Raw genomic sequence first — 8620 nt, forward strand, 5'->3', positions numbered from 1 at the left:
AGCAGGAGCTATCTGCACTTGCTTCCATCGACCAGTATTCAGCTGACAAAGAAATTGCGCATCATGCCCATGTCTTCATGTTCCAGATTGTGACAGTGGTAAAGAAACAGACCCGTGTAGTCCATAAAGGGTTTGATGATTTCGACCTCTTCCCCGGGCATGACCAGCACGGTATCTTTCCAGCCACTGTTGATGAATCCATCCTTGACCGTAGCATAAGCATTGTCAGCGTAGCCGGGTTTACGTGACAGAATCTGGAATTGCTGGCCGTGAAGATGAATCGGATGGGGCAGTGCCATCATCATGCCCATCATTCCGCCTCCCTGGCCGCCGCGCATTCCCCTTCCCATTCCTCCGCCCATTGCCGGGTTGGCATTGGAGATCCGGATCTTTTGCACGGTATTCAACGGGATTCTTTCCTGTTCGGTGTAATCCAGCATCTCAAAGATTCTGCCATTGAGATTGAATGTCATACGACGCATGCCGATGTTGATCGGTACCGTCTTATCAGGATTGGAAACATCTTTTACGGTCAGGCGGTGTATAGGAACCAGTGTATCCGGCAATTTGGGTGAATCACTGACCTGTTCGGTGATGGTGAATCTGACGAGTGTATCTTTGCTGCCCTGATCCACTGCACCTTCCTGCATACCCATTCCCCCCCTGCCACCGCGCATTCCACCTCCCATGCCCATGGAAAATCCCTGATACGGCAACGTTTGCAGAGCCAGCTCGGATCCGGTTTTGTGTCCGCTGAAATCGACCCAGAGCTCCACCCGTTCTGCCGGGCTCAGCATGATATAGGGAAAAGTTTCCGGTTTTTCCAGTAATCCGCCGTCGGTGCCGATGGCTGTAATCGGAGAGCCATCACTCCAGCCCAGTTTGTAGATTCTGGCGTTTGAGCCATTCAGGATGCGAAGACGGTAGGCACGTGTTTTTACAGGGATAACATGGTTGCGCTGGCCATTTACCAGAATGGTATCGCCCAGGAAACCCTGCATACGCTGACGCATGGTCAGCGAATAATGCAACTGATTACCGGACGTGAAACTGCGATCCTGGATGACCAGCGGGATATCGAATTCACCACTGGGCAGATCCAGTTTGCGTTCAGCTTCATCTGTAATGGTGATGAGCCCGGTGAGGCCCTGATACACCTGTCTGGCAGTCATTTCATGTGTGTGTGAATGATACCAGTTGGTACCGGCAGGATTTTTTACCTCAAACTCGTAGACATACTGTTCACCCTGCAGGATGGCATACATCGGATGTCCATCCATGATCTGCGGTACATGCATACCGTGCCAATGAGTAACACAGGGCTCCGGTAATTGATTGTAGAAAAATATTCGGACTCTCTGACCTTGCTCGAGGTTGAGAATGGGCCCCAGATAGCCGGGTAGTTGTTTGATGGCGGCCTGTGGGCCTTTCAACAATTTCCCGGTGTACTTGAGTACACGGGTAGCGGCTCCTGGCAGAATCGGGATTTCAGCCGTTTGTGCGGTCAATGCGATTTCGACATCCGGTTTAAATACCTTGTCGGGTGTCTGGTTGAGGTGACGATTTGCTGTGGATGCAAAACCGGGAATGGAAGTGGTGAGTGTTCCTAATGCTGCATATTGCAAGAATCGGCGACGATTGAAATCGATATTTGTCATGGCAGTCAGCTGTCTGTTTTGGATGATTATTTGAATCCTTCATTTTCGTCGGATATCAAGCGTAACAGCTTACATAAAGGATGCACGGGTGTGGTGAAAAATCCACATGATCTCAGAAAACATGGATTTCTCCCTTCGGTTTATCCCGGAATGCAAAGTGAATACGTGTAAAATTTACGAAAAAATTGATTCCGGGATGTTTCAAGGTCTGGTGCCGTTACCGGAAGCATGTAACGATCTCTTTTATATGGTGATTATTTCAAAATGCATACAACTGACCCTGCGGGATGGTGTTCCAATCGGAACAGTTTGATCAGGAAATTGCTGACATCGTTTATCGGCAGCTCATCTGGGGCAGTCAAAATTTGCCGGAAAGCAGCAACCGTTTCTTTTATCCTTGCAACCGGAAGCAGCCAGCTATTTGCCAGCGGGAGCAGTCCCACGGCAACTCAGGTCGACTGGTCCAAGGCGCCCCCTGTTTCGCCGCCTCCTCGTGCCGGTATTTTTGTCAAGCCGCCAATGGGGCCCGGGTATTTTTCGTTGCTGGATCTGATCGATGGTAACGAGCGGGAAAAGCCGCAGGTTGATCCTTTGCCACCTTCTGCTCTGACGACGACCCCGGCTTTCGATTTTGATTTCCGCTATCTTGAACAGCCGGGTCACGATAAAGATTTTTTCGATCCGGTCAAACGTATCCATCTGGGCAGTGACTGGTTGCTGTCCTTCGGCGGCAGTTTCTGGTATCGCTATATGCATGAAACGGACAGCCGCTTGAATGCAGCCGGGATCAATAATGACTACCATTTGTTACGGACACGGCTTCATGCCGATCTCTGGTATCAGGATCAGTTCCGGCTGTTTGCCGAGATGCTGGATGCGCGTGCATTAGGGCTGGATCTGCCAGCTTTGGCAATCGATAAGAACCATACCGACATGCTCAATCTGTTTGCGGATGTCAAGCTGGGGCAGTTCATGGACGGGCCGGCTTATCTGCGGGTGGGGCGTCAGGAACTTTTGTACGGATCACAACGGCTGATATCGACATTGGACTGGGCAAATACGCGCCGGACATTTCAGGGAGTAAAGACTTTCTGGCAGACCCCCGCGTTCAATCTGGATGCATTCTGGGTGCGACCGATGGTAACTGAGCCCAACCAGTTCGATAACTGGGACAAAGATCGCAACTTTGTCGGTTTGTGGGGGACTTACAAGGCCATTCCGGGCCAGGTGCTCGATCTGTATTACCTGAGTCTGGTCGATAACCGAAACGTCTCCCCGGCCAATATCACCCAGGGCAATGTGCTGCAGGGAGATTCGGTCCTGCATACGATCGGCGCACGCTGGGTGGGTGATTATGAGCGTATTCTCTACGAGCTGGAAGGCATGTATCAATTCGGAAAACGTTCTCACCTCGATATTTCGGCTTTTTCAATCGCTTCCGGAGTGGGTTATCAGTTACCGCTTCCGATGAATCCTCAGTTCTGGTTGCGTTATGATTTTGCCTCGGGGGATAAAAATCATCGTGACGGGCGCAGCAATACGTTCAACCAGCTTTTTCCGTTCGGTCACTATTATTTTGGCTATATCGACCAGGTAGGGCGGCAGAATATCCACGATTTCAATGCCCAGTTCACTTTGCATCCGCAACCATGGGTGACATTTCTCGGCCAGTACCATCGTTTTTATCTGGCGAATAAACGGGATTACCTGTATAACGCGGCCGGGGCAGGGACGATACGCGATATTACCGGCCAATCGGGTAGCCATGTTGGAGATGAAATAGATTTTACGATCAATTTTCATCTCAGTCGTCATCAGGATGTATTACTGGGGTATTCAAAACTTTTTACCGGTGAATTCCTCAAAAATACGCGCCCCGGTGTTTCGCCTGATTTATTCTATGCGCAATATAATTTCCGGTTCTGATCAACTGACCGGTCAGGCTTTTTTCACACTCTTATAAAGGAAGAAATCAAAATGTTCAGAACGGTATCTGCTGTGATTCTGGCAATTTTACTCATGAGTTTCAATTTGTCTGCCGCCCGGGCAGAAGGGGCATCTGGAGTTGAAACGATGCCTGCGAACGAGGGGGTTGTCGTTTCCTCGATCGATGCGGCGGGGTATACCTATATGGAGCTTGCGAATGGAGGCAAAAAATTCTGGATAGCAGCACCGACGACCAAGGTCAGTAATGGCGAGCATATCCGTTTCGTGGAAAGTATGAGAATGCATAATTTCACCAGCAAAACACTGAACCGGACCTTTAGTGAGCTGATTTTCGTTACATCTACCCAGGCCAAAGTAGAGAAGTAAATAGATTCTTCGCCGGGATGAAGGTAATCCGGTTACGGTTATCTGCCAGCTTTTCTACGTGATTTCTTACCAGCCGTTTGTGGTACTTCCCTGATCTCATCAGGGTCTATTATGCCAATGAAGAGTTTGCTTCTGAGGTTCTTTATTTCATCGCGATACTGGGCAGCCTGTTCGAATTCCATATTCCTGGCTGCTTCCAGCATACTTTTTTCCAGCCGCTGAATTTCCTTTGCAAGTTGTGCCTCATCCATTGCCGCATAGCGAGCCTGAATCTGTGCGACTTTCCGATGTTCTGCAGCATTTTCACTGTCGTAAACGCCATCGATTAAATCCTTGATCCGTTTGTTGACTCCGCGCGGCGTAATATTATTTTGCTGATTGAACAGCTTCTGTTTGTTGCGTCGCCGTTCGGTTTCATCAATGGCTCGTCGCATCGAATTAGTGATTTTATCGGCATAAAGGATGACGGTTCCATTGACATGTCGGGCAGCGCGGCCCATGGTTTGAATCAGTGAACGTTCTGATCGCAGAAAACCTTCCTTATCTGCATCTAATATACCAACCAGCGAAACTTCGGGTATATCCAACCCTTCCCGCAACAGATTGATTCCGACCAGAACATCAAATTTTCCAAGGCGTAAATCTCGAATGATCTCGACTCGCTCAACTGTATCGATATCAGAATGCAGATAGCGTACCCGGATGCCGTGATCGGAAAAATAATCAGTCAGATCTTCAGCCATACGTTTGGTCAGGGTAGTGACCAGCACCCGTTCATTCTGAGCAGCACGTAATGAAACTTCTGACATCAGATCATCCACCTGCGTGGTAACCGGGCGAATGATGATTACCGGATCCACCAGGCCGGTCGGCCTTACGACCTGTTCCGCAATTTGGCCGCTGCGCTGTATCTCGTAATCTGCCGGAGTGGCGGAAACGAAAATGGTTTGCGGCATCAGTTTCTCGAATTCCTCGAACCTGAGTGGCCGGTTATCCAGTGCGGAAGGCAGGCGGAACCCGTAGGCAACCAGATTTTCTTTTCTTGAGCGATCTCCTTTGTACATTCCGCCGATCTGGGGAACGGTGACGTGGCTCTCATCGATGATCATCAATGCATTGTCCGGCAGATAGTCGATGAGTGTGGGAGGAGGATCTCCAGGCTGCCGCCCGGACAAGTGGCGTGAGTAGTTTTCGATACCTTTACAAAAACCCAGTTCATTCAGCATTTCCAGATCGAAACGTGTTCGCTGCTCGAGACGCTGAGCTTCTACCAGTTTGTGGTTTTCGTGAAAATAGTTCAATCGTCCGGTAAGCTCGGTTTTGATGGTTTCGATTGCCCGCAGAGTGGTGCTGCGTGGTGTGACGTAATGACTGGAAGGGTAAACCGTGTAACGCGATACTTTTTGCCGAGTTTGTCCGGTGAGCGGATCGAACAGCGTCATGCTTTCTACTTCATCATCGAACAGGGAAATACGCAGGGCTGTTTCTGAGTTCTCTGCCGGGAAGACGTCCAGTACATCACCCCGTACACGAAAGGTCCCGCGTGCGAATTCAAATTCGTTGCGCTGATATTGCATACCTGTCAGGCGCTGAATGATATCGCGCTGCGAGATTTTTTCATGTTCACGAACATGCAGGATCATGCCGTGATAATCGACCGGATCACCAATACCGTAAATGCAGGATACCGTTGCAACAATGATGGCATCTTCTCGCTCCAGCAGAGATTTTGTGGCAGAGAGACGCATCTGTTCGATATGTTCGTTGATACTCGAATCCTTTTCTATGAACAGATCGCGGGAGGGTACGTAAGCTTCCGGCTGATAGTAGTCGTAATAGGAGACAAAATACTCGACCGCATTTTCCGGGAAGAATTCGCGCATTTCAGCATATAGCTGCGCAGCCAGTGTCTTGTTGGGCGCCATGATGATGGCCGGCCGGCCCAATCGTGCAATCATGTTGGCGATGGTGAAGGTTTTGCCGGATCCGGTTACGCCGAGCAATGTCTGGAAAGATAAGCCTGATTCTATTCCTTCCACCAGTATGCGGATTGCTTCCGGCTGATCACCTGCTGGCTGGAATGCCTGATTGAGCTTGTAAGGACTGCCCGGAAAGGTAATAATCACAGGTTCGTTCGCCGTACGAAATTAAACGTTTTTGATTCTAACATGTGCAAATCACCTACATCAGGAGCTGTATCGTGAAACTCTCGCAACGCGTCCAGGCTATCAAACCTTCTCCCACTCTGGCAGTTACTGCCAAAGCTGCCAGACTCAAGGCAGAAGGAAAAAATATCATCGGTCTGGGCGCAGGTGAACCGGATTTCGACACACCGCTGCATATTAAGGACGCAGCGATTACGGCGATCCGTAATGGTTTTACGAAATATACGGCGGTGGGTGGAACTGCATCTTTGAAACAGGCGATCATCTCGAAATTCAAACGGGAAAATTCACTGGAATTTATGCCGGGAGAGATTCTGGTTTCCAGCGGAGGGAAACAAAGCTTCTTCAACCTGGTACTGGCGACGATCGATCCGGGTGATGAAGTCATTATTCCTGCACCTTACTGGGTTTCCTATCCTGATATCGTATTGATTGCCGAGGGGAAGCCTGTTTTTATCGATACCGGCATCGAAGAGAAATTCAAAATCTCACCGGATCAGCTGGAAAAAGCGATCACTCCCAGAACCCGCATGTTCGTCGTCAACAGCCCGAGCAACCCTTCCGGCAGTGTGTACAGTTTAGAAGAACTGCAGGCCCTGGGTGCAGTGTTGCGTAAATACCCGGATATTCTGATTGCTACCGATGATATGTATGAACATATTCTTCTGTCCGGGGATGGGTTCGTCAATATTCTGAACGCCTGTCCTGATCTGAAAGCGCGTACCGTCGTGCTCAACGGGGTATCCAAGGCTTATGCCATGACCGGCTGGCGGATTGGCTACTGTGGTGGGCCGGCAGCAATCATTACCGCGATGGAAAATATTCAATCACAAAGCACATCCAACCCGAATTCTATTGCTCAGGTGGCGGCAGAAGCCGCATTAAATGGGGATCAGTCCTGCATGGTTCCAATGATCGAGGCTTTCCGGGAACGTAACCAGTTTTTGACAAATGCGTTAAATTCCATCGCAGGTATTCACTGTTTGTTATCCGAAGGCGCTTTTTATGCCTTTGTAGATGTAAGGCAGGCTATCAGCCGGTTGAATACTCAACAGATTTTGCAGAACAGCAGTGATATTGCTTTTTGTAACTATGTACTGGAGAAAGCTGAAGTGGCTGCTGTTCCAGGTTCGGCGTTCGGTTGCGAGGGCTATATGCGACTGTCGTTTGCAACTTCCATGGATAACCTGCAGGAAGCTGTCAAACGTATCGCCAGTTTACTGAGCTGATCGATCGACACTTTTTGATGACGTCAGGAACGACTTCTTCCTTGCGTACTGTGCCGTATGAGCCAGGAATAATGTACGGCAAAATTGCTCATATCTTGTAATTTGACCCTGCGCTCAGCAGCCTTGTAACAATATTTACTGTTACAGTGAGCTTCTATTCTCTTGATGGTGAGCAGAAGTAGCGCGCTTATTCCGCCTGATCAGACCCCGCTTTTCAGCTTCGCGTAATGCTCCGTACCTGCTGCTGACATCAAGAAACTCCATAATCCTCTGAAACTGAGTCCGAACGGTTGCAGGGGATCGATCGAGGTATTGTGCAAGAATTTTTGTACTGGTTGTTTCCTTTTCCTGGCTGGCCTCAAGTAAAGTGTAATACGACGGAGGTAAGCGCTTGGATTTATCATGGTCCATAAAATTTACTCCGGTTCCGTTGACGTTTGGCTTGGAGAATATTCCCTTGGTACTAATCGAGCAGTTATAAATATCACATTCCAGATCCAGATAGCTGGCCGGAAAGGCTTGTTTGAATGTGCCTGTTTATCCTATTCAAGATAACATGCATATATTTTAAAGCAATAAATATGCCATAAATATAATATATTGATTTATATCAACTATATCTTATTTGGCAGAATATTTCTCCCGGGTTGTAAAATTTTCCGACAAAACACGATCGCATCGCTATGGTCTGGTAATTTTATTCAGAACCGGCTGGAAGTAAACATAATCTGGCTGGAGTGGAACAGAAGAGCGCATATGAATGGATACCTTCATTGAAAGAACGACTTCTGCAGTAATCCCTTCTCTGCTTTGCAATTTCGAGTCTTGCTTGTATGCAATTGCAGTATTGCTCTGATAAGCACAATTTTCCTACTATCTCCTCCACAACAAAGGGGTCGTCGATAAGCGACATTTACCTTGTTGGGTCGCAAGATAGATGATGTTACGTAATATCTATGTTTTATTAATCTGATTTACAAAAGGAAAATACCATGGATCAATTTTCTAAAAAAATTCTGGCTGCCAGTATCGTTCTGGCTTTTGGTTTTGCAGGTAATGTGTGGGCGGCTGAAGGCGCAGGTAGCGCGTTGCCAAGCGTAACTGATGCTGCTGGTGCTGGTAAGGGTCAAAGCAACGCTGCTGCAAGTGGTGGAAGTACCTCAACCACAGCTGATAGCAGCAATAGCAGCAATACTAACAGCAGCACCAACGACAGCAACAACAGCAAAACTGTAGATGCTAGTAACAGCAGCAC

Annotated in this window: 6 protein-coding genes; 4 read left to right on the top strand and 2 right to left on the bottom strand. The window is 48.5% G+C overall.

Annotated features, from left to right (window positions below):
• Positions 1-38 precede the first annotated feature (38 nt).
• A complete protein-coding gene (locus B5D58_RS04345) occupies positions 39-1658 on the bottom strand; it encodes a multicopper oxidase family protein (RefSeq protein ID WP_011111394.1) in 1620 nt (539 codons plus the stop codon).
• 264 nt (positions 1659-1922) lie between these two features.
• Between B5D58_RS04345 and B5D58_RS04350 the strand changes: the two genes are divergently transcribed.
• The gene (locus B5D58_RS04350) at positions 1923-3584 is read left to right on the top strand and encodes an alginate export family protein (RefSeq protein WP_011111395.1); all 1662 of its coding nucleotides are present in this window, start codon (positions 1923-1925) and stop codon (positions 3582-3584) included.
• A gap of 51 nt (positions 3585-3635) precedes the next feature.
• Positions 3636-3971: a hypothetical protein gene (locus B5D58_RS04355; RefSeq protein WP_011111396.1), complete on the top strand. Its 336-nt coding sequence runs from the start codon at positions 3636-3638 to the stop codon at positions 3969-3971.
• Between the two features lie 38 nt (positions 3972-4009).
• Here the strand turns inward: B5D58_RS04355 and uvrB are convergent, their stop codons facing one another.
• A complete protein-coding gene (gene uvrB, locus B5D58_RS04360; RefSeq protein WP_011111397.1) occupies positions 4010-6097 on the bottom strand; it encodes an excinuclease ABC subunit UvrB in 2088 nt (695 codons plus the stop codon).
• Between the two features lie 74 nt (positions 6098-6171).
• Between uvrB and B5D58_RS04365 the strand changes: the two genes are divergently transcribed.
• Positions 6172-7365 (top strand): pyridoxal phosphate-dependent aminotransferase, encoded by a 1194-nt coding sequence (locus tag B5D58_RS04365; protein WP_011111398.1) that lies wholly within the window; start codon positions 6172-6174, stop codon positions 7363-7365.
• 992 nt (positions 7366-8357) lie between these two features.
• Positions 8358-8620, top strand: a 263-nt coding sequence (locus tag B5D58_RS13830; protein ID WP_200809267.1) for a hypothetical protein, incomplete at its 3' end; no start/stop codon positions are given.

Source organism: Nitrosomonas europaea (assembly GCF_900167395.1).
Classification (GTDB): Bacteria; Pseudomonadota; Gammaproteobacteria; order Burkholderiales; family Nitrosomonadaceae; genus Nitrosomonas; species Nitrosomonas europaea.